The following is a 25,205-nucleotide window of genomic DNA, read 5'->3' as shown; positions in this document are numbered from 1 at the left end:
AGGTGGTCGCAATGTGACCGGGGATCGGCGAGGGACTGCGCGAAAGCGGGGCGGACATGGCACGGCACGGCGGCGGGCGGGGCTGGTACGGCAAGCTGGTGGGGGCGGCGCTCGGGGTGACGGTGCTCACCACCGGTGCCTCGGTGTGGACCGCGCAGGCCGGTGCGGTGGGCGGCTCGTCGCCCAAGGCGGCCGCCTCGGCGACGCCGGGCAGTGACGTCAAGCAGGTCGCGGTGACCATCGCGCACGCCTCGGACAAGGGGACGCGCGGCGTCAACATCACCATCGACGACGGCCCCGACCCTGTGTGGACCCCTCAAGTGCTGGACGTGCTGCGGGAGTACGGGGTGAAGGCCACGTTCTGCATGGTGGGGATGCAGGCGCAGGCCCACCCGGACCTCGTGAAGAACGTGGTCGCGGCCGGGCACCGGCTGTGCAACCACTCGGTGTCGCACGACACCACCATGGACAAGAAGTCCCAGGCCTACCAGTCGCAGCAGATACGCGACGCCGAACGCATGATCACCGAGGCGTCCGGAGGTGTACGGCCGATGTACTACCGGGCGCCCGGCGGGGCCTTCACCCCTCACAGCCGCAAGCTCGCCGCTTCCCGGGGGATGCGCCCGCTGGGCTGGAACGTGGACACCAAGGACTTCGAACGACCGGGCACGGACGCCATCGTCGCCACCGTCGAGCGGGAGCTGCCCAAGGGGCCGACGCTCCTCTTCCACGACGCGGGCGGCGACCGTTCCCAGACCGTCGAGGCCCTGCGCCGGATCCTCCCCTGGCTCAAGGAGCAGGGCTACTCCTGCGGCTTCCCGGTGCGTTGAGCGGCCCTGGTCGGTCCCGGCGTTCGAGGTCCCGGCCCCGGCGCGAGCGCCACCCGCAGCCCGGGCCCGGCAGCTCAGCGGCGTCGAGCCCACAGCGTGCCCTTCAGGGCGCACGACCACGGTCTCGAGCACGATCGCGTATTCGTCCTCGGATTCCGGGTAGCGCTTCGATTCGGGGAGGCTGTGGAAGCGCACCCAGCGGTCCGCGTACGTACTGCGGAACGTGTGGGCGACGGGCAGACCCGACGGCCGCCGTTCCTGCCACAACCCCGCCAACAGCTCGGGGGTGAAGCCGGAGCTCACCCATCAGCCTTTGCTACGCCGATCGGGCAAGAAACCCCAGTCCCGCCGATCCCGCAGTAGCCGTTAATGTTGCGGTCAAGATACTGCTGGTGGCAGCACTCAGAGGTCATGCTGTGTCCTTGCCACGTAGTTGAGCAGGTTGGCGAATCGTAGCCATGGGAGCACGTACGTGTTCAGGGGCGAGTAGCCCGGATGCACAGTCTGGTGCAGGGTTTGCACTGCCGTGCTGAGAGAGTGGCGTCCCGTGCTGTCCAGGCGGCCGAGTTGCGCGAGATACTCTGCCGCGGAGTTGTCGAGGCTCGTGCGTACCGCAGCCAGGCGGGACGCTTGGACATCGCTGGACAGGGTCTCGTCCGGGAACGGAAGCGCGCGGAACCATGTCTGGCGGTTCGCCACGGCAGCCACCAGACCCAGTCGCGAAGGCGTCGTTCGGCTGGGCCACTGGGGCATGACAAAGCGCGCCATGTCCGCCGGGCGGGGTGATCGGCGGCCCGCGGCCTTCTCGGTTTGGCGAGTGGACGCGAAGGCCTCCGTGTCCTGAAGCCAGACCGAGCGGCTTGTGTCCAAGGCATCGAGCGCGCGCAGCAGCGCTGAGGTGTCGCGCCGGATGTCGGGCGAAGGGCGTGCCGTGGCCGTCACGTATGCCCACGTCGCGTTGAAGCCGAGCGGACAGTAGTGCCCGACGGCACATCTGAGGGCCGCATGGCGTCTGGACGGGGGCAGCTGCTCATTCCGCACCGTGCGGGCGTAGGTCCCGAAGCTCACCAGTGATCGTTCAGCCGTCAGCCTTGGCGACGCCGATCGGACAGCTGACGCCCGTCCCGCCGATCCCGCAGTACCCCGCCGGGTTCTTGTCCAGGTACTGCTGGTGATATCCCTCGGCAGGCCAGAACGGGCGCCCCTCCGCAGGGAGCAGTTCCGTCGTGATCGTGCCGTATCCCGATCCCGTCAGGACCTTCTGGTACGCCTCCCGCGATGCCGCCGCGGCCTGCGCCTGGGAATCGGAGTGCGTGTAGATCGCCGAGCGGTACTGCGTGCCCACGTCATTGCCCTGGCGGAAGCCCTGCGTCGGGTTGTGGGACTCCCAGAACAGCTTCAGCAGCTCCGCGTACGACACGACCTTCGGGTCGAAGACGACGCGTATCGCCTCCGTGTGGCCCGTCAGGCCCGAGCAGACCTCTTCGTATGCCGGGTTCGGCGTGTAGCCGCCCTGGTAGCCGACCAAGGTCGTCCAGACGCCTTCCGTCTGCCAGAACTTGCGCTCCGCGCCCCAGAAACAGCCCAGGCCGAAGTCCGCGATCTCCAGGTCCTCCGGATACGGGCCCAGTAGCGGGTTGCCCAGCACCGTGTGGCGGTCGGGGACGGAGAATTCGGGGTCGGGGCGGCCGCGTAGAGCCTGGTCGGGGGTGGGGAGCTCGGGGGTGCGGCGGGACAGGAACATGCGGGGCTCCTCAGGGTGTGGGGTCCGTAGAGTGGAACGTACGGACCCCGTCAGGCATTCCTCAGCCTGCTGCCTTGCGGACCCCTTCCTCGCGGGCCGCGATGTACGCCTTCGCCGGGTCGGGAAGTGCCTCGACCTGTCGTCGAACTGCCGCCGACGCGTCCCGCCGCGTCAGCGCGGCAGCGTCGCCGGGCTGCCGCCGTTCGCCTCGTACCCGGCCACCGCCAGCGCCCGGTAGACCGTGTACTCCGCCGCCGGGTCGCCGCTGTGCGTCCACGGCAGCGCGCCGATGTGGCCGTCCACCCGCACGAGCTGGTTCATCGCCTCCGCCCACCTCTCCGAACGTACGAGGAAGAGGATCAGCAGGTGGCGTACGTGCGCGAGCATCGGGTCGTCGGCGCGGGCGGAATGCACCGCGAAGAGCGCGCCCTCCACCGCCTTCGTGACCACCGCGCTCTCATAGAAGCCCTGGACCAGAACCACGTCCGGGATGTGCTCGTACACCGCGAAGAGCGGGAGAGCGGCAAGGAGCGAGCCCTGCGGGGCGCGTGCCGCGGCCGTTGTCGCGAAGTGGTCCGCCTCCTCGCGCGAGCCGTGCCACTTCTCGCACCAGTAGTGCAGCGCGGCCAGATGCGCCCCCATGTGCTCCGGCGCGCGGTCGATGACCTTTGCCCACACCTGGTCGAACTGTTCGGGGGAGTAGCCGAGTCCGCGCGCGACGGCGAGTTCGACGATGTACGGGATCGGGTCGCCGGGCGCGAGCAGTGCCGCCTCGCCGCAGACCGCACGGGCCTCCTCCAGGATGATCCGGAAGTCGTCCGTCCCGGCGGTCGAGGACCGCCAGGCCTGCTGCAGCAGGAACTCGGCGTGCACCTGCGCGGCGCCCGCGTCCTTCGGGGACTCGGTGCGCCAGGCGCGCAGCCACGCGCCGCCGACGCCAGGCCGCTGCTGGAGCTCCAGCGACGCGGCGCCGGCGAAGGCCTGGACGCGCTGCCAGCGCACCTCGCCCTCCTTCGGGGTGCCGGCCAGCAGCTGGGCGGCGGCCCGCCACTCCTGGGTGCGCTGGACGACATCGAGTACGTCGAGGAGGTCCTGGTCAGGTCCCGGCAGCCGGATGTCCAGCTCCTCCTGGCGCACAAATCCGTAGGTGTCCGGGTCGGCGGCGTCGGGCGAGCCGGGCGCGACCTGGCGGATGCCGGAGCGGCGGCGCAGCAGGTAGGGACCGAAGGCCGCGGCCAGCAGACCCATCGCGATCAGGAACCAGAGAATCTCCATGACCCCATTGTTCCGGACAGGGGTCGGGTGTTCCGGACAGAGGTCGGTGATCCGGACAGAGGCCGGGCCGGGCCACGTCCGGGGCCCCGGCGGGGACTACGCTCGGCCCCATGAGTGACCAGCACAGTTCGCACAGCTTCGAGACCCTTGCCATCCACGCGGGCAACACCGCGGATCCGCTGACCGGCGCGGTCGTCCCGCCCATCTACCAGGTGTCCACCTACAAGCAGGACGGCGTGGGCGGACTCCGCGGTGGCTACGAGTACAGCCGCAGCGCCAACCCGACGCGGACCGCGCTGGAGGAGAACCTGGCGGCCATCGAAGGCGGCCGGCGCGGGCTCGCCTTCGCGTCCGGACTCGCGGCGGAGGACTGCCTGCTGCGTACGCTGCTGGCGCCGGGCGACCATGTGGTGATCCCGAACGACGCGTACGGCGGCACCTTCCGGCTCTTCGCGAAGGTCGTCTCGCGCTGGGGCGTGGAGTGGTCGGTGGCCGACACCTCCGACCCGGCGGCGGTACGTGCCGCGGTCACCCCGAAGACGAAGGTGATCTGGGTCGAGACGCCATCCAACCCGCTGCTCGGCATCACCGACATTGCGGCCGTGGCGGACGTGGCGCGCGGCGCGGGCGCGAAGCTCGTCGTCGACAACACCTTCGCCAGCCCCTACCTGCAGCAGCCGATCGCGCTCGGCGCGGACATCGTCGTGCACTCCCTCACCAAGTACATGGGCGGGCACTCGGACGTCGTCGGCGGTGCGCTGATCGCGGCGGACAAGGGGGTCGGCGAGGAACTGGCGTACCACCAGAACGCGATGGGCGCGGTGGCGGGCCCGTTCGACGCGTGGCTGGTGCTGCGCGGCATCAAGACCCTGCCCGTCCGTATGGACCGGCACAGCGAGAACGCCGGCCGCGTCGCCGAGATGCTCACCAAGCATCCCAAGGTCACGAAGGTCCTCTACCCGGGGCTGCCGGAGCACCCGGGGCACGAGATCGCCGCGAAGCAGATGAAGGCGTTCGGCGGCATGGTCTCGTTCCGGATCGCGGGCGGCGAGGAGGCGGCTGTCGAGGTCTGCAACCGCGCGAAGCTCTTCACGCTGGGCGAGTCCCTGGGCGGCGTCGAGTCCCTCATCGAGCACCCGGGCCGGATGACGCACGCGTCGGTGGTGGGTTCGGCGCTGGAGGTCCCGGGAGACCTGGTGCGCCTGTCGGTGGGCATCGAGTCGGGCGACGACCTGCTGGCGGACCTGAAGCAGGCGCTGGGCTGACCGCGTCCGTCCGGCAGCCGGTCCGTCCGGCAGCCGGTGGGTCCGCAACGCCGGACGGGCTCGACCGAGCCCGTCCGGCGAACGACGTCAGGCGCTGACCTTCTCGTCCTCGAGGGTCTCGCGGATCTGCCCGCGCAGCTCCAGACTGTCCGTGTGCCCGTGGACGGAGACCGCGTGTTCACTGGCGGCCCGTACGACTTCCTCTTCCTCACCGGTGATGGTGAGGGAGCAGTTCGTCTCACTGGGGAACTTGCGACAGTCGGCAACTTTTCTCGTCATGGCGACCTCCTCGGTCGGTCTGTACGCCGCTTCTTCCAGCATAGATCCGTACAGGGCAGACATATGCCACGAAAGGCGACTTACCAGCCCTCCAGCGGAGGAGTCGTCTTCGTCGGCGGCGTGACCCACGGCTCCGCCGTCGCCGCCCAGACCGCGAACGCGATCGCCGCCGCCACCAGCAGCAGCCAGGCCGCGCGGCGCAGCGCCCGGTGGCGGCGCAGCAGGCGGGTGCCGTGTTCCGCGGCACGGGCCGCCAGATCGGCCGGGACCGGCGGATGCCGGGTCTCCAGCATCCGCCGGACCTCGTCCTCCTTGCGGTCCGGGCGGCTCATGACACCGCCTGCACCGGGGCGCGCGGCGGCGCCGGCGGAGCGCTGCGCATCGTCGCGATCGCGCGCGTGCAGATCGCGCGGACCCGTTCCACCGGGAGTCCGATCAGCGCCGCCGTCTGCTCCTCGGCCACCCCTTCGTACAGGCGCAGCACCAGAATCAGGCGCTCCTGCGAGGTGAGGCGTTCCAGTACGCCGCCGTGCGCCTTGTGGTAGCGCCAGCCGCTGCGTGCGAAGCGGGCGGCGAGTTCCTGGCGGGTGCGGTCGTACGGGTCCTCGCCGCGCAGCCGGTCCCACTCGGCGTACGTATGGGCCAGCGCGGCGGTCAGCAACTGCTGCGCGTGCGGATTGACGCCGGGCGCCTCCGCGGTGAGCAGCGTGGCCGCGTGCAGCAGTCGGCCGGCCGCGCCCGCGACGAATGCCTCGAACTCCCGGGCCCGGCGACGTCTCTGGGCCGTCTGCCGCTCGCTCACCTCCTCATATAGAGGCAGATGCGCTACCGGGGTCAAGAGGTCGGCGGCGTCTCCGTGTCCACGGGCGGCAGGCCGGACTGGCGTGCGGAGAGCGCGGAGTTGAAGCGGGTGAGCAGAGTGCAGAACGACTCACGCTCCGTCTCCGTCCAGCCCTCCGTCACCTGGGCCATCAGCTCGCGCCGCGAGGAGCGGACCTCTTCGAGCCTGGCCTGGCCGCGCGGGGACAGCTGGAGCACGACCGCACGGCCGTCCTCCGGGTGCGAGGTGCGCTTGACCAGGCCGGTGTCGACGAGCGGCGCCACCTGGCGGGTGACGGTCGACGAGTCGATGCCCATCCCCGCGGCCAGCGCCTTGACGCCCATCGGGCCTTCCAGGTCGAGCCGGTTGAGAAGCAGATAGGCGGCGCGGTCCATGGAGTTGCGGACCTGGCCGACTCCGCCGAGCCGGGTCTGTTCCGCGCGGCGTGCGAAGACGGCGACCTGGTGCTGGAGGGCATCGAGGAGGCCGGGGTCGAGATGAGTCGTCATGTCCTGAGAGGTGGGCATGGCTAGGGGGCTCTCTCGTGCGGTGGTCGGTTGGTGGGGGACAGAGTACGCGGCCTTCACCCGGTGCGTACCAGCGCTGCACAAACCAGTGGGGAAGCACGGGATCCGGGCAGCCGTCGGGTCGATGAGCTGCGAGACTGGGCGTCATGAGCTTCAGTACGTCTGGCACCTTGCGTCCCGTCATTCTCGACGACATCCGCGGTGCACAGAAGATGCTCTCGGGGGTCGCGAGGACCACCGCGATGGAGGGCAGCAGGCATCTGTCGCGGCTGGTGGGCGCGCCCGTCCACCTCAAGTGCGAGAACCTTCAGCGCACCGGTTCGTTCAAACTGCGCGGCGCGTACGTACGGATCGCCGGCCTCTCCCCGGAGGAGCGCGCGGCGGGCGTCGTGGCCGCCTCCGCCGGCAACCACGCGCAGGGTGTGGCGCTGGCGTCCTCGCTGCTCGGCGTGCATTCCACCGTGTTCATGCCGATGGGAGCGCCGCTGCCGAAGGTCGCAGCGACCAGGGAGTACGGAGCCGAGGTGAGGCTGCACGGTCAGGTCATCGACGAGACTCTGGCCGCGGCGCAGGAGTACGCGCGTGATACGGGCGCGGTCTTCATCCACCCCTTCGACCACCCGGACATCATCGCCGGGCAGGGCACGGTGGGTCTGGAGATCCTCGAGCAGTGCCCGGAGGTGCGGACGATCGTCATCGGTATCGGCGGCGGCGGGCTCGCGGCCGGTATCGCGGTGGCGGTGAAGGCGCTGCGTCCCGATGTGAAGCTGATCGGTGTGCAGGCGGAAGGCGCGGCGGCGTACCCGCCGTCACTGTCCGCCGGGCATCCGGTGTCGATCGATTCGCCGACGACGATGGCGGACGGCATCAAGGTGGGCCGGCCCGGCGACGTTCCGTTCAAAATCATTGGCGATCTCGTCGACGAGGTCCGTACGGTCAGCGAGGATGCGCTCTCCAGCGCGCTGCTGCTCTGCCTGGAGCGGGCCAAGCTCGTTGTCGAGCCTGCCGGGGCGAGTCCGGTGGCGGCGCTGCTGAGTGACCCGCGGTCGTTCCAGGGGCCGGTTGTCGCCCTGCTGTCGGGCGGCAATGTGGACCCGCTGCTGATGCAGCGCATCCTGCGGCACGGCATGGCGGCGGCGGGCCGCTATCTCTCGCTGCGGGTGCGTCTGACGGATCGGCCGGGAGCGCTTGCCGCACTTCTGGCGGCGTTGTCAGTGGTCGACGCTAACGTGCTTGACGTGAGTCATGTACGGACCGATCCGCGGCTCGGGCTCACGGAGGTGGAGGTGGAGTTGCAGCTGGAGACGAAGGGCCCGGAGCACTGCGAAGAGGTCACGACGGCGCTGCGCGAGGCGGGTTTCACGATCACGGGCTGAGCTGGGGGCACGCGCTCGCCGTCACTTCTCGCGAATCGCCTCGGGACATCGCCTCGGGACATCGCCTCGGGACATCGCCTCGGGACATCGCCTCGGGACACGTCCCGGGACGTGGCCTCAGACATCAATGCCTCGCGACACAGTCTTGAGTGTCGCGATGTATCGCGTTACGGTGAGGGCCTGCCATACTCCCGCCGGGCGCTGGAAGACGTACACGTCCGTGTTTTCGCACCAAGAACCCACCCACCTGTCACCACCTTGGGAGAACCCATATGCCAGGCGCCATATACGCCGAAGGTCTGGTCAAGACCTTCGGCGAAGTAAGGGCTCTGGACGGTGTAGATCTCGACGTCCCGGAAGGCACGGTCCTGGGTCTTCTCGGCCCCAACGGAGCCGGCAAGACCACCGCCGTGCGCGTACTGACCACCTTGCTGCAGCCCGACAGCGGCAAGGCAGTCGTCGCCGGTATCGACGTCCTGAAGCACCCGAACGAAGTCCGCCGCTGCATCGGCCTCTCCGGCCAGTTCGCCGCGGTCGACGAGTATCTGACTGGCCGTGAGAACCTCCAGATGGTCGGCCAGCTCTACCAGATGAGCGCGCGCGACGCGAAGGCACGGGCGGTCCAGCTGCTCGACCGTTTCAACCTCGCGGACGCCGCCGACCGCCCGGCCAAGACGTACTCCGGCGGTATGCGCCGCCGGCTCGACCTCGCCGCGGCCCTGGTCGTCTCCCCGCCCGTGATGTTCATGGACGAGCCCACCACCGGGCTCGACCCGCGCAACCGGATGCAGCTGTGGGAGGTCATCCAGGAACTGGTCGGCGGCGGTACGACGCTGCTGCTCACCACCCAGTACCTCGAAGAGGCCGACCACCTGGCCGACGACATCTGCGTCATCGACCACGGCAAGGTCATCGCCCGCGGCACCGCCGACCAGCTCAAGGCCCAGACGGGCGGCGAGCGCGTCGAGGTCGTCGTGCACGAGCGTGACCAGATCGCCCCCGCCCGCGAGGTCCTGCTCGGCCTCGGCAAGGGCGATGTCGCCGTCGCCGACCACACCCGCAAGCTCACCGTCCCGGTCACCGGCGGCGCGAAGCTGCTCGCCGAGGTCATCCGGGAACTGGACACCCGGGGCGTCGAGATCGACGACATCGGTCTGCGCCGCCCCACCCTCGACGACGTCTTCATCTCGCTCACCGGCCATGCCGCCGAGCTCCAGAACGAGGAGAACGGCGAACCCGAGGACGCCGTGGCGGGCAAGGTCAAGAAGTCCCGGAAGGAGAGCGCGAAGTGACCACCACTACCGAAGCCCTGAAGCCGGCGGCACCGAGGCCCCGCGGCGGCATCGTCCAGTCCGTCAACGACTCACTCGTCGTCGCCAAGCGCAATCTGATCCGGATGACCCGCATCCCGGAGATGATCATCTTCGGGATGATCCAGCCGATCATGTTCGTGGTGCTGTTCAGCTATGTCTTCGGCGGCTCCATGAACGTCGGCGGCACCACGGACCCCGACGTCTACCGCGAGTTCCTGATGGCCGGCATCTTCGCCCAGACCGTCACCTTCGCCACGGCGGGCGCGGGCGCGGGCATCGCCGACGATATGCACAAGGGCCTCATCGACCGGTTCCGCTCGCTGCCGATGGCCCGCGGCGCGGTTCTCACCGGTCGTACGCTCGCGGACCTCGTCCAGACCGCGCTGACCGTCGTCGTCCTCGCGATCGTCGCTCTGCTGGTCGGCTGGCGGATCCACGAAGGCATTCTCAAGGCGCTCGGCGCGTTCGCGCTGCTGCTTCTGCTGGGTTACGCCTTCTCCTGGATCGGCGCACTGATCGGGCTCTCGGTCCGGACGCCCGAGGCGGCCACCTCCGGCGGTCTGATCTGGCTCTTCCCGGTCACCTTCATCTCGAACGCGTTCGTGCAATCCAGCAATCTGCCCGGCTGGCTGCAGCCCGTCGCCGAGTGGAACCCCTTCAGCGCCACGGTCCAGGCCTGCCGTGAGCTGTTCGGCAACCCCGGTGCCTCGCCGTCCGACGCCTGGCCGATGGCGCACCCCGTCCTGGCCTCGATGCTCTGGTCGGTCCTGATCGTCGTGGTCTTCCGGACGCTGTCGGTGCGCAAGTACCGCTCGGCAACCGCGTGAGACCGGACGCTGACACCAGGTGAAACACCGGAAGGTCCCGAAACACCGGAGGGTCCTGAAACACCGGAGGGTCCTGAAACACGGGAGGGGCCGGACCGCATGCGGCGGTCCGGCCCCTCCGGTGTTCCTCCTGTCTCAGCCCGTGTACGGCTTGGCCTCGAGGATCTTCACCGAGGCCGTCTTGCCGTTGGGCAGCTCGTACTCCGCGTTCTCGCCGACCTTCTTGCCGTTCACGCCGGAGCCCAGCGGGGACTGCGGCGAGTACGTCTCGATGTCCGCGCTCGCGTACTCCCGCGAGGCGAGCAGGAAGGTCGTCGTGTCGTCCTCGTCGCCGTCGAAGGCGATCGTCACGACCGTGCCGGGCGCGACCACGCCGTCCGCGACGGCAGGCGCCTCGCCGACCTTGGCGTGCTCCAGGAGCTGGGTCAGCTGGCGCACTCGGAGCTCCTGCTTGCCCTGCTCCTCCTTGGCCGCGTGGTACCCGCCGTTCTCGCGCAGGTCGCCTTCCTCACGCGCAGCGGCGATCTTGGTGGCGATCTCCGTGCGCGCAGGACCAGACAGGTACTCCAGCTCGGCCTTCAGCTGGTTGTACGCCTCCTGGGTGAGCCAGGTGACGTTCTCGCTGGTCTGGGTCACAGGTGCTCCTCGTAGGTACTGGGAATACAAAGCATCGCCCTACCCAAAGGATGTGCCTCCCCGGGTGGGCGAAACCACGAGCCTAACAATTTCGTGGCGGAAGGGGGAGGACGAATGCCATCAGAATTACATCAACGCAGGTCAGCGACGAGACCCGCCGTCAGTGAAACGGCCGGCCGGCGGCTCAGCGGGCGGTGCACTCCACCAGCTCGGCACTGGTGGCACGCGCCGTTGTGCGCACTTTCACGACCTGGTCGATCCGCTTCCGGCCCCGCTGGTCCACGGCGACGTCCAGCCGCCCGACCTCGTCGCCGTCCTTCGCGCGGGAACGCAGCGTACAGGTGCCGGTCGCTTCCTTGTCCTTGCGCACCTCCAGGTGCACCTGGACCTCGGAGTCGGAGGTGACGTCGAACTTGATCACCTCGGCGCTGATCTTCTGGCCGGCGATGTAGTCGTAACCGAACCAGCCGATCATCCCGAGCAGCGCGACCCCCAGGACCGCGCCCACGATCTTGAGTTTGCGGTCGGCGCGCTCGTCCGCCGAGCGGCCGTAGCGGCTCTCCGGGAGCTGTTCGCGCACCGCAGCCATGATCATTCCTTCCGGGGCGGGCGGCCGGAATTTTCCGGCCCCCGATTCGGTCACTATAGAAGCCTGCCGCCCGCCACCCGACGGCTGCCCCGTACCGACGTCCCTGCGGGACAGCGCTGGTATTTCGCGACGAATCAATGAGGATCGAGTCTTGACTGAGCAGCTGCGACTGATGGCCGTTCACGCCCACCCCGACGACGAGTCGAGCAAGGGTGCGGCCACGATGGCCAAGTATGTGTCCGAGGGGGTGGACGTGCTGGTCTTGACCTGCACGGGAGGCGAGCGCGGCTCCATCCTCAATCCGAAGCTCCAGGGCGACGCGTACATCGAGGAGCACATTCACGAAGTGCGCAAGAAGGAGATGGACGAGGCGCGGGAGATCCTCGGCGTCAGCCAGGAGTGGCTCGGCTTTGTCGATTCCGGTCTGCCGGAGGGCGACCCGCTGCCGCCGCTTCCCCAGGGCTGCTTCGCCCTGGAGGACGTGGAGACGGCCGCCGGCCGACTGGTGAAGTCCATCCGCACCTTCCGCCCGCATGTCGTTACGACGTACGACGAGAACGGCGGATACCCGCACCCCGACCACATCATGACCCACAAGATCTCGATGGTGGCCTTCGACGGAGCGGGCGACGCCGAGAAGTTCCCGGAGTCCGAGTTCGGCCCGGTCTGGCAGCCGCAGAAGCTCTACTACAACCAGGGCTTCAACCGTCCCCGTACGGTCGCGCTGCACGAGGCGCTGCTCGAGCGCGGCATGGAGTCCCCGTACGGCGAGTGGCTGGAGCGCTGGAAGGAGTTCCAGCGCGCCGAGCGCACGCTGACCACGTACGTTCCGTGTGCCGACTTCTTCGAGATCCGTGACAAGGCGCTGATCGCGCACGCGACGCAGATCGACCCGGACGGCGGCTGGTTCCGCGTCCCCATGGACATCCAGAAGAAGGTCTGGCCGACGGAGGAGTACGAGCTCGCCAAGTCTCTCGTCGATACCTCCCTCCCCGAGGACGACCTCTTCGCGGGCATCCGCGACAATGCCTGATATGAGCGCAAGCGCAAACCTCGCACTGACGCATCTCGTCCCTCTCGCCAAGGAGGTCGACGACAACAAGGTCACCCCGGGCGTCCTCGGCTTCATCGTCTTCGCGGCGCTGGCCGTGGGCGTGTGGCTGCTGATGAAGTCGATGAACCGCCACATGGGCAAGGTCGACTTCGAGGAGGCCCCGGAACCGGCGGCCGACGCCCCCAGGGGCGGCAAGGGCAAGTCGGGCCCTGCCGCGGTGTGACGGGGGTGGGGCGCCTGCGGCGGGCTAGCCCCCCAGCCCGCCCCTTCCCGAAACCATGGGCCCCACGCCTGGACCCCGGTACGCCTTCGGGGCGTGTCCTCAATCGCCGGACGGGCTTGGATTTCCGGCGGAAACCAAGCCTCGCCTGCGATTGAGGCGCGGGGTCCGGGGCAGTGCCCCGGCAAGGGCCAGCCCCACCAGGGCGCCGTCTACTTCGCCGCAGTCACCGGTACGCCCATCACCTCCCGCGCATGCCGGTTCGGCACCATCCCCAGATGCCACGCCTGCCAGCCGTCCTCCAGGTGCACGCCCCGCTCCAGCATCACCGTCAGAGCCTCCGCGCAGTCCTCCAGCTTGCCGTCGCGCGATGGGTGCGTCGCCCCCATCAGCTCGGCCAGCTCCTCCTGGGCCACCACCGTGCCGACCTCGATGCCGCCCGGTGAGGCGAACGGCAGCAGTGTGCAGCGCAGGAAGCGCGCCCAGTCCGCGCCGCGATGGTCCTCGTACGAGGTGAACAGAGCCGCCGCCTCGTCGCACAGCGCCAGCGCCTGAGCCGGACGGCTGTTGCCGCCGTCGATCAGCGCCAGTTCCAGACACGTCCACGCCTCGCCGTGCGCGACACCGATGCGCTGGAAGTCGGCGCGGGCGTCCACCAGGAGCTGGCGGGCGAAGCCGGAGTTGCGCAGATTCCCGGTCTGGGCCGCCCGCTGGTCCCGCGTCACCCGGCCGGAGTGATGCCGGGCACAGGCCAGGCCGTACACATCGCGCATCCGCGAGAACATCGTGCGGGCCCGCTCCAGTTCACGTACCGCCTGATCGCGGTCGCCGCACTCCTCCAGCGCCTGGCCCAGGTAGTACAGCGTCCACGCCTCACCGCGCGCGTCCTCGTTGTCCCGGTGACGCGACAGCGCCTGGCGCAGCTGGTCCACCGCCGGGGCCGGATCGCCGTCCACCAGACGGGCACGGGCCAGCTGGGTCATCGCCCAGGCCTCGCCGCGGCCGTCGCGGGTACGGCCGTAGGAATCCAGAGCCGTACGCAATTCCTCCTCCGCGCGCGGCACATCCCCCATCCGCAGACACACCTGGCCCAGCTGGAAATGCGTCCACGCCTCGCCGTGCAGCGACTCGCCCTCCCGGTGCAGCCGCAGAGCCGTCGCCAGCAGATCCAGTGCCTGGTTGATATTGGCCCGGTCGCGCTCCACCGCGGCCAGTGCGTGCAGCGACCACGCCCGGTCCTCGGCCTGCTCGTCCGAGGACTGCAGCTCGATCGCCTCGTTCAGCTTCGCCGCAGCCTCGGTCAGATTGCCCTGATGGTGCAGCGTGATGCCGAGTGAACAGAGCGCGAGCGCCGTGCCCGAGTCGTTCTGCGCCTCGCGGTAGAGGCCGACGACCGAGGACAGCGTCGTACGCGCCTTGTCGAGCTCGCCGAGCTGGCGGGCCGCGATGCCGGTACGCCACCGTACGGAACGCTCCAGCAGCCCCTGGTCGACGGCCTGCGACAGCTCGCTGATCTCACCGAGCCGGTACAGATCGCCGCGCAACAGGCAGTAGTCGCAGAGCGCACCCAGCAGATTGAGCACAGCCTGCTGGTTCACACCCTCGGCATGCCGCAGCGCCGAGGTGATGAAGCTCGACTCGTCGTCCAGCCAGCGCAGCGCCGCGTCCAGCGAGGAGAAGCCGTGCGCCCCGAACTGGCCCGCACGCGTGGACATCTTGCCGTCCACCATCCGGATCACGGCGCCGGCCAGATCCGCGTAGTTCTGGATCAGCCGCTCCTGAGCCGCCGTACGCTCCGCCGCCTCCTCCTCGTCCAGCAGCCTGGCCCGCGCGAAGGACCGCACGACATCGTGCAGCCGGAAACGGCTGGCCCGTACATGATCTATCAGGCCCGCACCGGCCAGCTCCGACAGCAGCCGCTGCGACTCCTGCTCGTCCGTGGCCAGCAGCGCCGCCGCCGCGGCCGCGCCCAGCGACGCCCGCCCGGCCAGCGCGAGCCGGCGCAGCAGCCGCCGCGCCTGCTCGGACTGGTCGGTGTAGCGCAGCCACAACGCCCGCTCGACCGGATCCACCGGACCGTACGCACCAAGATCCGCCGCCAGCTGATGAGCGGTGCGCGTGCCGAGCGACGAACCCGCGATACGCAGCGCCAGCGGCAGCCCGCCGCACAACTCCCGTACCTGGTCCGCCGATTGGGCGTCGTACGGCCCCGTTGAAGTATCCTCCGCCGACGCCCGCAGCAGTTCCTCCGCACCCGCCGCGTCCAGCGCCTGGACCGGCAGCTGATGCACCCACGCCGGAATGTCGTCCGGCAGCTCGAGCCGCCTGCGCGCCGTCACCAGCACCAGACTGTCCGAACGCTCCGGCACCAGCGTCCGCACCTGCGCCGCATCGCTCGCATCGTCCAGCACCACCGTCACCGGCAGACCCGTCACATGCTGGTGGTACAGCTCGCTCAGCCGCCGCACCTGCTGCTCCGCCGACGACCGCTCCCGGAACAGCAACTGCTCGCGCGGCGCACCCAGCCGGTTCAGCAGATGCAGCAGCGCATCGCGCGTCGAGAGCGGCTGCTCGCTGTCACCGCGCAGATCGACGATGCACGCACCGCGGAACTGGTCCTTCAGATGATGGGAGGCCCGCACGGCGAGCGTCGTACGCCCCGCGCCCGCTGCCCCGTACAGCACCACGACCGTCGGCTTGGTCTCCGTCGACGCACGGGCGGCATGCACCCACTGCGCGATCTGCGTCATCTCGTCCCGGCGGCCCGCGAACGGACCCTCCGGTTCCGGCAGATGACCGAACGACTGCTCCAGCACCGACCTCCGGCGCGCCGCCGCACTCCGGTCCGTACCGCGCAGCTGCGGCACCCCGGTCGCCTTCTTCGCCGCACGGGTGGAGGAGGCCAGCATCCGCTGCTGATCAAGGAACGGGCGGATGCCCCGTACCTCCAGCGCGGTCAGCCACTGCAGCCGCAGCTGCTCGGCACCGCCCGGCTGGCCCAGCGCCCCGGCTCTGCGGTGCGCGGCCGGCCAGTGCGACGCCGTCACCTTGGCGACGGTGGTCGCGGCCCCGGCCACCGCGACCACGGCCCCGGCACCGAGCGCGGTGCCCGTCGCCGTACCCAGCGCGATGTCCGCACCGATCGCGGCAACCGCCGCAACGGCCGTCACCAGCACGGCAGTCGAGACGTTCTTCCGGCTGAAGCTCTCGGCCAGAGGCTGCTGCCCGACCTCCGCCTCCGCCAGCGCCTGCTCGTACGCGGCGTACTCCTCGCCCGCATTGGCCGCCATGGTGTCCAGGGCGGCCCGACCGCGTGCCAGCAGCACACCCGAGTCCGACCGCCCGCCCGAACGCCGTACCTCTTCCTCGACGGCGCGTACCAACAGCCGCTCGGCTTCGGCCCGATGGCTGTCCCGCATGTGCGTCCCCCTCCGAGAGCCCTGGTTTCCGTTCCACTTCCGTTCCGGCGACAAGTGTCCTGCGTGCGGCGCGTCAGCGCGAGGGAGTCTGACGATCAACCGCACCTGAGAGAGGATGGACTGTATGCCGAACCGTCTTGCCCATGAGACCTCCCCCTACCTTCTGCAGCACGCCGACAATCCGGTCGACTGGTGGCCGTGGTCGGGCGAAGCCTTCGAGGAGGCGCGCAGGCGCGGTGTGCCTGTGCTGCTCAGCGTCGGCTATTCGAGCTGCCACTGGTGTCATGTCATGGCTCACGAGTCCTTCGAGGACGACGCGACCGCGGCGTATGTGAACGAGCACTTCGTCAACATCAAGGTCGACCGCGAGGAGCGCCCCGACGTCGATGCCGTCTATATGGAGGCCGTGCAGGCCGCCACCGGGCAGGGCGGCTGGCCCATGACCGTCTTCCTCACCGCGGACGCCGCGCCCTTCTACTTCGGTACGTACTTCCCGCCCGAGCCCCGGCACGGCATGCCCTCCTTCCGGCAGGTCCTGGAGGGGGTCTCGGCCGCCTGGGGCGAGCGGCGGGAGGAGGTCGGTGAGGTTGCGGGGAAGTTCGTCCGTGATCTGGCCGGGCGGTCGCTCGCGTACGGCGGGGACGGTGTGCCCGGCGAGGAGGAGCTGGCGCAGGCGCTCCTCGGACTGACCCGCGACTACGACGAGCGGCACGGCGGCTTCGGCGGTGCGCCGAAGTTCCCGCCGTCGATGGCCGTGGAGTTCCTGCTGCGGCACTACGCGCGCACCGGCGCCGAGGGCGCGCTGCAGATGGCCGCCGACACAGGTGAGGCGATGGCGCGCGGCGGGATGTACGACCAGCTCGGCGGCGGTTTCGCGCGGTACTCGGTGGACCGCGAGTGGGTCGTGCCCCACTTCGAGAAGATGCTCTACGACAATGCGCTGCTGTGCCGGGTGTACGCGCATCTGTGGCGGGCGACCGGTTCCGAGCTGGCCCGGCGGGTGGCGCTGGAGACCGCGGACTTCATGGTGCGGGAGCTGCGTACGGCCGAAGGCGGTTTCGCCTCCGCGCTCGACGCCGACAGCGAAGACGGTACGGGCAAGCACGTCGAGGGCGCGTTCTACGTATGGACGCCGGAGCAGCTGCGCGAGGTGCTGGGGGGCGAGGACGGTCGGCGGGCCGCCGAGTTCTTCGGCGTGACGGAGGAAGGGACCTTCGAGGAGGGCGCCTCGGTCCTTCAACTCCCGGACGGCGAAGCGGATGTGGAAATCAGGGAACGGCTGCTGGCGGCGCGTGCGCAGCGGGCCCGGCCCGGACGGGACGACAAGGTGGTCGCCGCGTGGAACGGGCTGGCGATCGCCGCGCTGGCGGAGGTCGGGGCGTATTTCGAGCGGCCGGATCTGATCGAGCGGGCGACCGAGGCGGCCGATCTGCTGGTGCGGCTGCACATGGACAGCGGTGCGCGGCTGGCCCGTACCTCCAAGGATGGTCAAGTTGGCGCAAACGCCGGCGTGTTGGAGGACTACGCGGATGTCGCGGAGGGCTTCCTGGTGCTGGCGGCGGTGAGCGGTGAAGGGGTGTGGCTGGAGTTCGCGGGGTTCCTGCTGGACATCGTCGTCGACCAGTTCGTCGGCGAGGGCGGGGAGTTGTACGACACCGCGCATGACGCGGAGCGGCTGATCCGCCGGCCGCAGGATCCGACGGACAGTGCGACCCCGTCCGGCTGGTCGGCCGCGGCCGGAGCGCTGCTGTCGTATGCCGCGCACACCGGCTCGGCGGCTCATCGCGCCGCCGCCGAAGGTGCGTTGGGTGTGGTGAAGGCGCTCGGTCCGCGTGCTCCGCGGTTCATCGGCTGGGGGCTCGCGGTGGCGGAGGCCCTGCTGGACGGGCCGCGCGAGGTGGCCGTCGTCGGGCCCCAGGACGACCCGGCGACACGGGAGTTGCACCGTACGGCGCTGCTGGCGCCGGCACCGGGTGCGGTGGTCGCGGCGGGGGAGGCGGACAGTGAGGAGTTTCCGCTGCTGAGGGACAGGCCGCTGGTGGGCGGTCGCCCGGCGGCGTACGTCTGCCGGAACTTTACCTGTGACGCGCCTGTCACGGACGCATCCGCACTTGCCCGAAATCTCGCCAATTGACAATGGAACACCAGTTTTTATCAGTCGAACACCGGACTTTAACCTTCCGCCTATAGGGTCCTCGGCACGAGGAGTAGCCGGGCGTGTGTACTGGGGAGTGCCGCGCCGGGTCTGCAACAGATGTGTCGCCGGCCAGGCGGGTCCTGCTGCCGGGGCGCAGGTCCAAGGGGGGACCTTTCGGTGCTCATATCGGTGTTCATTGCTGCCATTTCCGTGGCGCTTTTCTGGATGGCGGCATTCACGCTGTGGTGGCAGATGCATGCCTGGCGTACGCCCGAGACGCTCGCGGCGACCCGGTTCGACCGGCCCCACGGCGGTGTCGGGCTCTCGTTCTCCCTGCTGCTGCCGGCGCGGCACGAGCAGGCCGTGCTGGAGCACACGATCGAGCGGCTGCTGGAGTCCGGCCACTCCAACTTCGAGATCATCGTGATCGTCGGGCATGACGATCCGGAGACCGCCGCGGTCGCCGAGCGCTCCGCCGCCCGTGACCCCGTCCGGGTGCGCGTGATCACCGACACCCACGAGGTGAAGAACAAGCCCAAGGCCCTCAACACGGCGCTGCCGCACTGCCGCGGCGACATTGTGGGCGTCTTCGACGCCGAGGACCAGGTGCATCCCGAGCTGCTCGCCCATGTCGACCACGCCTTCACCTCCACGGGCGCGGATGTCGTCCAGGGTGGCGTACAGCTGATCAATTTCCACTCCAGCTGGTACAGCCTGCGCAACTGCCTGGAGTACTTCTTCTGGTTCCGCTCCCGTCTCCATCTGCACGCCCAGAAGGGTTTCATTCCGCTCGGCGGCAATACCGTCTTCGTCCGTACGAAGGTGCTTCGTGAGGCGGACGGCTGGGACCCGAACTGCCTTGCCGAGGACTGTGACCTGGGCGTACGCCTCTCCTCCGTAGGCAAGAAGGTCGTTGTCGCGTACGACAGTGACATGGTCACCCGCGAGGAGACCCCCGGCACCCTGATGAGTCTGCTCAAGCAGCGCACCCGCTGGAACCAGGGCTTTCTGCAGGTCTACCGGAAGAAGGACTGGAAGCAGCTGCCGGGACGCGGGCAGCGGATGCTCGCCCGCTACACCCTGATGACGCCGTTCCTGCAGGCGTTCTCGGGCGTGATCATTCCGGTGAACGCCGCTGTCGCGCTCTTTCTCGACGTCCCTGTCGGCATCGCCATCGTGACCTTCCTGCCGCTGATCACGGCGATGGTCACCTTTGTCTTCGAGATCGTCGGACTGCACGACTTCGGCAAGCAGTACGGGCTGCGCGTCCGCGCCGTCCACTACCTCAAGCTCATCGTCGGCGGCCCCTTCTACCAGGTCCTGTTGGCCGGTGCCGCGATGCGCGCCGTCTGGCGGGAGCAGCGCGGCCGCAACGAGTGGGAGCTGACCAGTCATGTCGGCGCGCATCTCACCGAGACCCGAGAGGACGCCCACCGGTGACCACGACACTTCCGCCGGCGCCTGACACTTCCGCCGACCCGTCCGCCGACCCGTCCGCCGACCCGTCCTCCGGCGCGGAGTCCGGCGTGGAGTCCGGGCCGGAGGCGCCGGGCTATATACGGCCCGTCATACGGTTCCGCAGCTCGCGCCCCGATCTGCTGCTCTGCGCCGGGCTGCTGGTCGCGATCCTGCTCGTCCAGGGCTGGAACATCACGCACTTCCCGACGCTCAGCGACGACGAGGGCACCTATCTCGCACAGGCCTGGGCGGTGCAGCAGGGCGACGGGCTCGCGCACTACACGTACTGGTACGACCATCCGCCGCTCGGCTGGATCCAGATCGCGTTCCTCACCTGGCTGCCTTCGCTGATCGCGCCGGAGACGATGACCGTGGCATCGATGCGCTTCGCGATGCTGCTGGTCAGCGCGGCGTGCGCGGTGCTCCTCTACGTACTGGCGCGCAGGCTGTTCCTGCCGCGCTGGGCGGCCGGTCTTGCCATGCTGCTCTTCGGTCTTTCACCGCTGTCCGTGGTTCTGCAGCGCGAGATCTTCCTGGACAACATCGCGGTGATGTGGATGCTGCTGGCGTTCTGCCTGGCCGCGTCCCCGAGCCGCCATCTGTGGCACCACTTCGCCGCCGGTCTCGCCGCGGCGACCTCCGTACTCACCAAGGAGACGATGCTGGTGGTGCTGCCGGCGCTGCTGGTGACGATGTGGCGGCACAGCCATCGCGACACCCGTAAGTTCGCGGTGACCGGAGCGATAACGGCATGCGCGCTGATAGGCCTGTCGTATCCGCTTTTCGCGCTGCTCAACAATGAGCTGTTCCCGGGGCCCGGCCATGTGTCGCTGATCGACGGGATCACGTACCAGATGGGGCGCGCGGGCTCCGGTTCGATCTTCGACGCGGGCTCCGGTTCGCACGGCGTCTTCCGGTCCTGGCTCTACTACGACCGGGTGCTGCCGCTCGGCGGTCTCGCGGGCGCGGCGCTGCTGCTGGTCACGCTGCGCTGGTCGGTCACCGCGCGGGCGCTCGCCGGACCTTCGCTGGTGGTGGCGATCCTCGCGCTGGTCGCGATGCGCCCTTCCGGCTATCTGCCGGCGATGTACGTCATCCAGGCGCTGCCGTTCCTGGCGATCGTCCTGGCAGGGGGCGCCGCGAGTGTGGCGCATGCGATCCTGCGGCGCCCGCTGGGGGCTTCGCCCGCAGACCCACAGTCCTCAAGCGCCGGACGGGCCGAAAATCAGCCCCGCCTGCGTTTGAGGCGCGGGATCCGGGGCGGAGCCCCGGTGGTTCGCCACGTCGTGGCCGGGCTCCTCGCCGTCGCCGCGGCCGCCTACGTCGTGCCGCGCTGGTACGACGGCAACCGCGCCGCCCTGACCGTCGACGCCAACGGCCCCTACCGGGCCGCCGCTTCCTGGCTCCAGGACGAGGTGCCCGACCCCGCGTCGACCCGGGTCCTGGTCGACGACGCGCTCTGGCTGGACCTGGTGCACGACGGTTTCGAGCCCGGCACCGGCGCCATCTGGTTCTACAAGGCCGACCTCGACCCGGCGGTGACGAAGACGATGCCGCGTGGCTGGCGGGACCTCGACTATGTGGTGTCGTCGCCGACCGTCCGGCGTGACGCCGTCGATCTGCCCAACGTCAAGGCGGCACTGGAGCATTCGAAGCCGGTCGCCGTCTTCGGCGACGGCGAGGACCGGATCGAGATCCGCCGTATCGCTGGAGGCGCCCGATGACCACACCCCGTACAGGCGCAGAGGAACTCGGCAATCCGGAACTCAGCGGCGCCCAGCTCGCCGAGCCCGGTGCCGTCACCATCATCATCCCCACCTTCAACGAGTCCGGAAATGTACGGGAGCTGCTGCACCGGCTCACCGATTCGGTGCCGTCCCGGCTGCCCTGCGAGGTCGTCTTCGTCGACGACTCCACGGACGACACCCCGGACGTGATCCGCAGCGCCGCGCAGGACTGCCCGTTTCCGGTCGCGGTGCTGCACCGCGAAACGCCGGTCGGCGGGCTCGGCGGCGCCGTCGTCGAGGGCATGAAGTCCGCGGGCTCCGACTGGATTGTCGTCATGGACGCCGACCTCCAGCATCCGCCCGCGCTGGTGCCCGAACTGGTGGCGGCGGGTGAGCGGTCGGGCGCCGATCTCGTCGTCGCCAGCCGCTATATCCGCGGCGGCAGCCGCGCGGGCCTCGCCGGCGGCTACCGCATCGCCGTCTCGCGCGGTGCGACCTGGCTGGCCAAGGGGCTCTTCCCGCGTCGGCTGCGCGGGATCAGCGACCCGATGAGCGGCTTCTTCGCGATCCGCCGAAATGTGGTGACAGCCGATGTGCTGAAGCCGCTCGGTTACAAGATCCTGCTGGAGCTGGCCGTACGGTGCCGTCCCGAGAAGGTCGCGGAGGTGCCGTTTGTCTTCCAGGACAGATTCGCGGGCGAGTCCAAGTCGACCGCGAAGGAAGGGCTGAGGTTTCTCGGGCATCTGGTGGCGCTTCGTACGGCCTCGCCGGCGGCGCGGATGCTGGCTTTCGGGCTGATCGGTCTCACCGGCTTCGTACCGAATCTGCTCGGGCTGCAACTGCTGACGGCCGCCGGAATGCACTATCTGCCGGCCGAGATCGTGGCCAATCAGTTCGGCGTCGTATGGAACTTCCTGCTCATCGAGGTGCTGCTGTTCCGGGACCGGCGCGGCCATCGGCACTGGGCGGACCGGGTCGGGCGCTTCGCGCTGCTCGCCAACGCCGATCTTCTGCTGCGCATTCCGCTGATCGCGCTGTTCGTGGGCAATCTGCAGATGGCCGTGCTGCCCGCGACCACGTTGGCGCTGCTGACCACGTTCGTCCTGCGTTTCGCGGCGACGGAGGCGCTGGTGTACCTGCCGCGCAAGGGCCGTGTCCGGACCGCCCGGAGCCAGTAGTTCGTCCTCGATCGCCGGACGGGCCTTCCTTCAGGCCCGTCCGGCCGAGGACAGCACAGAAAGGGACCTGCTCATGCCATCAACGATCCGGAGAGGGCGCCGGCGCCCGGCCGCACTGCTGGGCGTCGGCGCAATGACCGCCGCGCTGCTGATATCCGCTCCGCAGCCCGCCTCCGCCGGAGCCAACCTGATCACCAACCCCGGTTTCGAGGCGGCCGGTTCGGCCGGTACGGCGGACATGCCCGCCTGCTGGGAGAAGTCCGGCTGGGGCGACAACGACTTCACCTTCGAGACCGTGGCCGACGCGCACTCCGGCAGCAAGGCGATGAAGGTCTCGCTGAGCCGCCGCGTGGACGGCGACCGCAAGGCGATGATCACCGAGGACGCGACATGCGCGCCCAAGGTGAAACCGGAGAGCCAGTACGACCTCTCGCTCTGGTACAAGAGCACCACTCCCGACACGTCCGTCACCCTCTTCCGGCACGACACGACGCTGGGCTGGCAGTACTGGACGGACCTCAAAACCCTCCCGATGAGCGGCAGTTACGAGCGCGCCGAGGTCCGGACGCCCGCCGTGCCGCCGCACACCGACCAGATCACCTGGGGTGTGTCGGTCTACGGCACCGGCTCGGTCACCACCGACGACTACGTCATGGAGGAAGTGACCGCGCCCGCTCCCGAGCCCCAGTGCACGGCGACACCGGAGGAGTGCGCCAAGGGCCGCTGGGAGGTCCTGCCGGTGCAGAACCCGGTGCGTTCCATGCACTCCGTCGTCCTGCACAACGGCAAGGTGCTGGTCATCGCGGGTTCCGGGAACGACCAGGCGCAGTTCGAGGCGGGCACCTTCACCTCGGCCGTCTACGACCCGGCGAACGGCACCTTCAGGACCATCCCCACACCGGTGGACATGTTCTGTTCCGGCCATGTGCAGCTGCAGGACGGCAAGGTCCTGGTGATGAGCGGCAACAAGGGCTATCCGTCGGCCGACGGCAGGATCGGCTACCAGGGGCTGAAGGACTCGTACATCTTCGACCCGGCGACCGAGACGTACACCAGGACGAACGACATGAACGGCGGACACTGGTATCCGTCGGCGACGGTCCTCGGCAATGGCGACGTCATCTCCTTCGGCGGTCTGAAGGAGGACTCCACCGGCAATGTGACGGCCGAGAAGTTCTCGGCGGCGCAGAACAAGTGGCTGCCGATGAACGAGGTCAACCAGACCTGGTCGTACTGGGGTCTGTATCCGTCGATGATCCTGATGCAGGACGGCCGGCTCTTCTACTCCGGCAGCCATGTCTTCGGCAAGGGAACGCAGGGTTCCGGCGCCTCGATCTACGACTACACCGCCAACACGATCACCGATGTGCCCGGTCTGCAGAACAAGGACCAGCGCGACGAGTCGGCGAGTGTGCTGCTGCCGCCGGCCCAGGACCAGCGGGTCCTGACGATGGGCGGCGGCAACAACGAGAGCAATCCGGTGGCAGGCCGTCTCACCGACATCATCGATCTGAAGAGCTCCAACCCTGCGTACACGAACGGGCCGTTGCTGCCGCAGGGCCAGGTGGACCAGGGACAGGGCAAGCGGCCGCAGTCGGGCGCCGAGGGCAAGATGTTCGTCTCCGCCGTGCTGCTGCCGGACGGAAAGGTGCTGGAGACGGGCGGCGGACTGCACGACCGGGCTGATCCGGTGTACGAGGCGTCGTTCTTCGACCCGGTGAGCAATACGTACGAGCAGGGCCTGGCGACCGACCCGATCCCGCGTACGTATCACTCAGGGTCCTTCCTGCTGCCGGACGGGCGGGTGATGTCCGTCGGCGACAACCCGGGCAACGGCACGTACAACCACAATGTGTCGGTCTACACCCCGCCGTACCTGCTCAAGGGCGCCCGGCCGAGGATCACTTCGGTGATCGACGGGCAGTGGACGTACGGGGACACGCAGCGGATCACGGTCGACCGGCCCATCGCCAAGGCGGAGCTGATCCGTCCGGCGGCGGTGACGCACTCCTCCGACCCCAACCAGCGGTTCGTGGATCTGCCGATGACCGTCGACGGCAACAACATCGACCTCAATGTCACCAGCAACCCGAATCTGGCGCCGCCCGGCTGGTACATGCTCTTCGCGGTCGACGCGAACGGCATTCCGTCTCTCGCCCAGTGGGTGCATCTCGGGGGCCCGGCGGCGCTTGCCGCGGACGCGCCGTCCGCGCATGTCCACGACTTCGCGGACGCGCCGGCGGCGGCGCCCAGGAAGGCGCAGAAGAAGCGGAGTTCGGTATCGGTGAGCCCGCAGGTTGCGGGCTGCGACCGGCACTACGGGGCGGCCGGAGTATGTGTTCCTACGGTCTTCCCGCGGACGGTGAAGGCGAGCACGGCGGCGCGGTGTCAGTGGCTTTCAGCGCATGACTACGGCCGCTTGAAGGTCAACGGCAAGGACGATCCCCTGGGGCTCGACCCGAACAGGGACGGACTTGCCTGCGGGAAGGGGGACCGGGCCGGCCATTGACGCCGGCGCGGGGCCGGAACAG

At 69.3% G+C, this 25,205-nt stretch carries 22 protein-coding genes and 1 pseudogene; 12 read left to right on the top strand and 11 right to left on the bottom strand.

Annotation, left to right across the window (positions count from 1 at the left end):
• Nucleotides 1-56 precede the first annotated feature (56 nt).
• On the top strand, nt 57-830 hold the full coding sequence (locus AB0D12_RS27410; protein ID WP_362688120.1) for a polysaccharide deacetylase family protein: 774 nt from the start codon (nt 57-59) through the stop codon (nt 828-830).
• Between the two features lie 299 nt (nt 831-1,129).
• Here the strand turns inward: AB0D12_RS27410 and AB0D12_RS27405 are convergent.
• The 4 genes and pseudogenes from AB0D12_RS27405 to AB0D12_RS27390 form a co-directional block, all read right to left on the bottom strand.
• A pseudogene (locus AB0D12_RS27405) lies at nt 1,130-1,237 on the bottom strand (peptide-methionine (S)-S-oxide reductase); the annotation flags it as partial.
• Nucleotides 1,233-1,898, bottom strand: a complete 666-nt coding sequence (locus AB0D12_RS27400; protein ID WP_362688117.1) for a hypothetical protein — start codon at nt 1,896-1,898, stop codon at nt 1,233-1,235. The gene AB0D12_RS27400 and the pseudogene AB0D12_RS27405, both read right to left, overlap by 5 nt.
• Before the next feature lie 10 nt (nt 1,899-1,908).
• Nucleotides 1,909-2,574 (bottom strand): peptide-methionine (S)-S-oxide reductase MsrA, encoded by a 666-nt coding sequence (gene msrA / locus AB0D12_RS27395; RefSeq protein WP_362688114.1) that lies wholly within the window; start codon nt 2,572-2,574, stop codon nt 1,909-1,911.
• 171 nt (nt 2,575-2,745) lie between these two features.
• On the bottom strand, nt 2,746-3,849 hold the full coding sequence (locus AB0D12_RS27390) for a hypothetical protein (protein ID WP_362688111.1): 1,104 nt from the start codon (nt 3,847-3,849) through the stop codon (nt 2,746-2,748).
• 110 nt (nt 3,850-3,959) lie between these two features.
• Here AB0D12_RS27390 and AB0D12_RS27385 point away from each other — a divergent pair, with 110 nt between their 5' ends.
• A complete protein-coding gene (locus AB0D12_RS27385) occupies nt 3,960-5,114 on the top strand; it encodes a cystathionine gamma-synthase (RefSeq protein ID WP_362688108.1) in 1,155 nt (384 codons plus the stop codon).
• An 87-nt stretch (nt 5,115-5,201) separates the two neighbouring features.
• On the opposite strand, the gene AB0D12_RS27380 is transcribed toward AB0D12_RS27385, so the two are convergent.
• The 4 genes from AB0D12_RS27380 to AB0D12_RS27365 all read right to left on the bottom strand — a co-directional run bounded on the left by AB0D12_RS27380 (nt 5,202) and on the right by AB0D12_RS27365 (nt 6,740).
• Entirely contained in the window at nt 5,202-5,393 is a 192-nt protein-coding gene (locus AB0D12_RS27380; protein ID WP_362688105.1) for a DUF1059 domain-containing protein, read from the bottom strand.
• Nucleotides 5,394-5,473: 80 nt separating this feature from the next.
• A complete protein-coding gene (locus tag AB0D12_RS27375) occupies nt 5,474-5,725 on the bottom strand; it encodes a hypothetical protein (protein ID WP_362688102.1) in 252 nt (83 codons plus the stop codon).
• Nucleotides 5,722-6,195, bottom strand: a complete 474-nt coding sequence (locus tag AB0D12_RS27370) for a sigma factor-like helix-turn-helix DNA-binding protein (protein ID WP_362688099.1) — start codon at nt 6,193-6,195, stop codon at nt 5,722-5,724. The genes AB0D12_RS27375 and AB0D12_RS27370 overlap by 4 nt, the downstream gene beginning before the upstream one ends.
• A gap of 32 nt (nt 6,196-6,227) precedes the next feature.
• Nucleotides 6,228-6,740, bottom strand: coding sequence for a MarR family transcriptional regulator (locus AB0D12_RS27365; RefSeq protein WP_362688096.1), 513 nt, complete (start codon nt 6,738-6,740; stop codon nt 6,228-6,230).
• Nucleotides 6,741-6,886: 146 nt separating this feature from the next.
• On the opposite strand from AB0D12_RS27365, the gene ilvA reads away from it, so the two are divergent.
• The 3 genes from ilvA to AB0D12_RS27350 all read left to right on the top strand — a co-directional run bounded on the left by ilvA (nt 6,887) and on the right by AB0D12_RS27350 (nt 10,256).
• Nucleotides 6,887-8,116, top strand: a complete 1,230-nt coding sequence (gene ilvA / locus AB0D12_RS27360) for a threonine ammonia-lyase (protein ID WP_362688093.1) — start codon at nt 6,887-6,889, stop codon at nt 8,114-8,116.
• Nucleotides 8,117-8,388: 272 nt separating this feature from the next.
• Complete coding sequence (locus tag AB0D12_RS27355; protein ID WP_362688090.1) at nt 8,389-9,408, top strand: ATP-binding cassette domain-containing protein; 1,020 nt, start codon at nt 8,389-8,391, stop codon at nt 9,406-9,408.
• Nucleotides 9,405-10,256: an ABC transporter permease gene (locus AB0D12_RS27350; RefSeq protein ID WP_362688087.1), complete on the top strand. Its 852-nt coding sequence runs from the start codon at nt 9,405-9,407 to the stop codon at nt 10,254-10,256. The genes AB0D12_RS27355 and AB0D12_RS27350 overlap by 4 nt, the downstream gene beginning before the upstream one ends.
• 135 nt (nt 10,257-10,391) lie before the next feature.
• Here the strand turns inward: AB0D12_RS27350 and greA are convergent, their stop codons facing one another.
• On the bottom strand, nt 10,392-10,892 hold the full coding sequence (greA, locus tag AB0D12_RS27345) for a transcription elongation factor GreA (protein WP_327325733.1): 501 nt from the start codon (nt 10,890-10,892) through the stop codon (nt 10,392-10,394).
• A 184-nt stretch (nt 10,893-11,076) separates the two neighbouring features.
• Nucleotides 11,077-11,481, bottom strand: a complete 405-nt coding sequence (locus AB0D12_RS27340; RefSeq protein ID WP_362688084.1) for a DUF4307 domain-containing protein — start codon at nt 11,479-11,481, stop codon at nt 11,077-11,079.
• Nucleotides 11,482-11,632: 151 nt separating this feature from the next.
• On the opposite strand from AB0D12_RS27340, the gene mca reads away from it, so the two are divergent.
• Both mca and AB0D12_RS27330 read left to right on the top strand, forming a co-directional pair.
• Complete coding sequence (mca, locus tag AB0D12_RS27335) at nt 11,633-12,514, top strand: mycothiol conjugate amidase Mca (protein WP_362688082.1); 882 nt, start codon at nt 11,633-11,635, stop codon at nt 12,512-12,514.
• Nucleotides 12,507-12,758 carry a hypothetical protein gene (locus tag AB0D12_RS27330; RefSeq protein ID WP_362688079.1) on the top strand — a complete coding sequence of 84 codons (252 nt, stop codon included), beginning with the start codon at nt 12,507-12,509 and terminating at the stop codon, nt 12,756-12,758. Before mca ends, AB0D12_RS27330 begins: the two co-directional genes overlap by 8 nt.
• Nucleotides 12,759-12,967: 209 nt before the next feature.
• Here AB0D12_RS27330 and AB0D12_RS27325 read toward each other — a convergent pair whose 3' ends face one another.
• On the bottom strand, nt 12,968-16,174 hold the full coding sequence (locus AB0D12_RS27325; protein ID WP_362688076.1) for a tetratricopeptide repeat protein: 3,207 nt from the start codon (nt 16,172-16,174) through the stop codon (nt 12,968-12,970).
• A 124-nt stretch (nt 16,175-16,298) separates the two neighbouring features.
• Here AB0D12_RS27325 and AB0D12_RS27320 point away from each other — a divergent pair, with 124 nt between their 5' ends.
• The 5 genes from AB0D12_RS27320 (at nt 16,299) to AB0D12_RS27300 (ending at nt 25,183) form a co-directional block, all read left to right on the top strand.
• Nucleotides 16,299-18,308 carry a thioredoxin domain-containing protein gene (locus AB0D12_RS27320; RefSeq protein ID WP_362688073.1) on the top strand — a complete coding sequence of 670 codons (2,010 nt, stop codon included), beginning with the start codon at nt 16,299-16,301 and terminating at the stop codon, nt 18,306-18,308.
• Nucleotides 18,309-18,536: 228 nt separating this feature from the next.
• Nucleotides 18,537-19,751: a glycosyltransferase gene (locus AB0D12_RS27315; RefSeq protein ID WP_362688070.1), complete on the top strand. Its 1,215-nt coding sequence runs from the start codon at nt 18,537-18,539 to the stop codon at nt 19,749-19,751.
• An 86-nt stretch (nt 19,752-19,837) separates the two neighbouring features.
• Nucleotides 19,838-21,493 carry a phospholipid carrier-dependent glycosyltransferase gene (locus AB0D12_RS27310; protein WP_362688240.1) on the top strand — a complete coding sequence of 552 codons (1,656 nt, stop codon included), beginning with the start codon at nt 19,838-19,840 and terminating at the stop codon, nt 21,491-21,493.
• Nucleotides 21,490-22,674: a glycosyltransferase gene (locus AB0D12_RS27305; protein WP_362688067.1), complete on the top strand. Its 1,185-nt coding sequence runs from the start codon at nt 21,490-21,492 to the stop codon at nt 22,672-22,674. Before AB0D12_RS27310 ends, AB0D12_RS27305 begins: the two co-directional genes overlap by 4 nt.
• Nucleotides 22,675-22,747: 73 nt before the next feature.
• On the top strand, nt 22,748-25,183 hold the full coding sequence (locus tag AB0D12_RS27300) for a galactose oxidase-like domain-containing protein (protein ID WP_362688064.1): 2,436 nt from the start codon (nt 22,748-22,750) through the stop codon (nt 25,181-25,183).
• Nucleotides 25,184-25,205 lie beyond the last annotated feature (22 nt).

It is taken from the genome of Streptomyces sp. NPDC048479, assembly GCF_040651435.1.
Taxonomy (GTDB): domain Bacteria; phylum Actinomycetota; class Actinomycetes; order Streptomycetales; family Streptomycetaceae; genus Streptomyces.
The sequence above is the reverse complement of the archived record's forward strand: the minus strand, read 5'-3'. Positions and strand labels throughout refer to the sequence as shown.